This is a genomic window from Streptomyces sp. ADI95-17, assembly GCF_003846175.1.
Taxonomy (GTDB): Bacteria; Actinomycetota; Actinomycetes; order Streptomycetales; family Streptomycetaceae; genus Streptomyces; species Streptomyces sanglieri.
Window position 1 is genome coordinate 878,858 of the sequence record NZ_ML123050.1, and the last position, 2,659, is coordinate 881,516.

Sequence of the window (2,659 nt, forward strand, 5' to 3'; positions counted from 1 at the left end):
CACCGTCGTGGGCAGCCCGATCCCCGCCGGCAACAACCCGTTCGGCATCGCGATCGCCCCGGCCAGTCAGCAGAAGGCGTCCTTGTCTATCGCCAAGAGCCGCACTGGAAAGTTCACCCGAGGCAATAAGGGCACTTACACCATCACGGTCGGCAACACCGGACCCGGCACCACCGACGGCACCACGGTCACCGTCCGCGACACCCTCCCGCGGGGGCTCACCGCCGACCGCATCAGCGGCTCCGGCTGGAACTGCACCCGCTCCGCCCTTACTTGCACTCGCCGCGACGTCCTCCCTGCGGGAAGCAGCTACCCACCCATCACCCTGACCGTCCGCGTCTCCTGCAGCGCGCCTGCCCACGTCACCAACAAGGCGACGGTCACCGGAGGCGGCGACACCACCACCCACACGGCCACCGCCCCCACCACCATCAACCCCGACAAGCACTGCGACAAGCACTGCGGCAAGCACGACCACCGCTGATGACGGCAAAGAAGGGCCGGCGCAGGCGATCCATATCCGCGAGCGAACTCCTCATCGCGATGGCCAACGCCAGCCCTGTGCAGCAGCGAAATGCAGCAACCAACCCCGCCCAGTAGTGCGCCTTGGAGGCTTCGGCGAGACCGCAATGACCGTCGTTGACCGATCCAGACAGAGCTACGGATCAGAAGGTCGCAGGTTCGAATCCTGCCGAGTGCCCAACAGCCCAGCGGCCCTGCGGAGTGATCCACAGGGCCGCTGGCTTTTTGCAGCCGTCAACAGCACCATCTGCTCCCGCCATCAGGTCACCACAACTCCGGTGCTGATCAGCAAAGTACTGGCGCGTCGGCTCAACGCAGCGCGGCCCGGACATAGCAGGGATCGTCCCCGTTACCTCGCCCATTCGCATCCTGGTACTCGGGGCCGCGCAGTGCCCGAACTACGAACAGTTGACTGGGTCGCTGGAGACGGCCTGGCACGACGTCACACAGGAGTACGGGCTCTTGGGCTTGCCCGCGTTCGTCCACGGCCTTCCTGACCGGGCTCGGAATCGGAACTGCGGTGGCCTGCTGGGCGCGATCCGCCGGACTCACAACCGAGGGCCACACCACCGACTGGGACACCTGCGGGCCCGACTGCCCCACCGACGCCCCTGAACACCGCATGCGGCGAAAAGACCGGACGACATTTTACCGGAACGCTGCGTGCCGACTCAACCGGCAGATGATCGACCGGGGCGCCGACTTGGTCATCGCTGTCACCACCCCAAACCGCCGCTTCGCCACCGATATCCGCTACGCGCACGCCGCACAGATCCCCGTGCGGGAAGTCCACGTGCCTGATGCGTCCTCGAAGAGCACGGGCTGATCGGCAGCCGGGCCGGCCGCGGTGCAGCGTCCTGCACCGCACCGCGGTGTTGATAAATCGACTGATTGATGAGCAAGATCGGCAAGCGCGAGTTCGAGTTAGGACCGGCGCCAGATCATGCCCATCAAACGGAGTCAGAAAGTCGATGTGCTCAAGAACTTGAGGGGCACGCTTTCTGTACGGGCTGGCGTGCGCAGCCGCCTCAGGACGACGGCACCGCCGATCCCCTCGCACCCGTTCCGACCCCGCTGGCACTTCCCCGGCTTGCGGGTCGCGACTTCCGTAGTCGCTCTGGCTCGGACTCAACGAAGACCGCCCGCGCAACCTCATCGGGGGCGGCGCCCGCCTCGGCGATCAGCTCACAATCGGCAGACCAGATGCCCGAACGGCCCCCCGCATGGGTCACCGCATGGGTCACCGCGTAGGACAACACGTCGTGAACCACGCCCCTCGGCTGCGCCACCGCGATGCTCAACGGCTGAATCACCCTGCACCCCCTCGTTGTATCCCACGATCACCCTATACAGCGGCTGCACGGCCGGCACGGATCCAGCACCCGCCACCGAGCCCACCGGACCGGTCCGCACCAGGGAGGCCACCTCGGCCGGCGCCCGATGCCGCGACAGTGCAGGTCACCGACGCGGGTTTCTCGCCGAGCCGGCGAAGGTCCGCGGCGAGCGGCCGGGCTTTCACGGTTGCCGACCGAGCGCTGCGCGCCGCTGAGGACGCGAATGACCCAATACGGATCGCCGTCGCCCACTGGGATCTGGGCCACGTCCTACTCCTCAGACTCGGGCAAGAAGCGAACGCCGCCCACATTGCGATGGCGGCCACCGATCAGCTCGACCGGACGCCCGGGGCCATCGCAGCCCGCACTGTTCTGGAGTTCGTCACCGCCGTCACCGAAGCCCATAGTCGCCGCCCGCGGGCAGCACGGGAAAGACCGTCCGAGAAGGCAGCCCTGCTCGCCGACCAGGTGAGCGAGAAAGGCAACACCTTATGGAGCGCCTTCGCTTTCTTGACCCCTCGACCGGCTTCCCGAGAACGGTGTCCAGCCACGCCGTGTCCGGGTCGGCGCCGTCGCCCAGGCGCTTGCGCTCGATGCGGTCGGCGTCCGGATGCCGACCCGCGCCGAACAGCAGCTCCTCCTGCCGCTCCGTCACGCCCGGGCAGCTGATGCCGCAGGTGAGGACGACCGGCAGTGGACACCGGCCGAGGCCGAGGCATTCAACAGCCATCTGTGCTCTGGCGTTCGGCCGATCACGGTGTCGACGGCAAGGGGTACGAGGTCTCGGGGCCTTGCGTCTAGGG

Annotated in this window: 1 pseudogene; it reads left to right on the forward strand. The window is 67.4% G+C overall.

Annotated features, from left to right (window positions below):
* A pseudogene (locus EES42_RS34655) lies at nucleotides 1-484 on the forward strand (DUF11 domain-containing protein); the annotation flags it as partial.
* Nucleotides 485-2,659 lie beyond the last annotated feature (2,175 nt).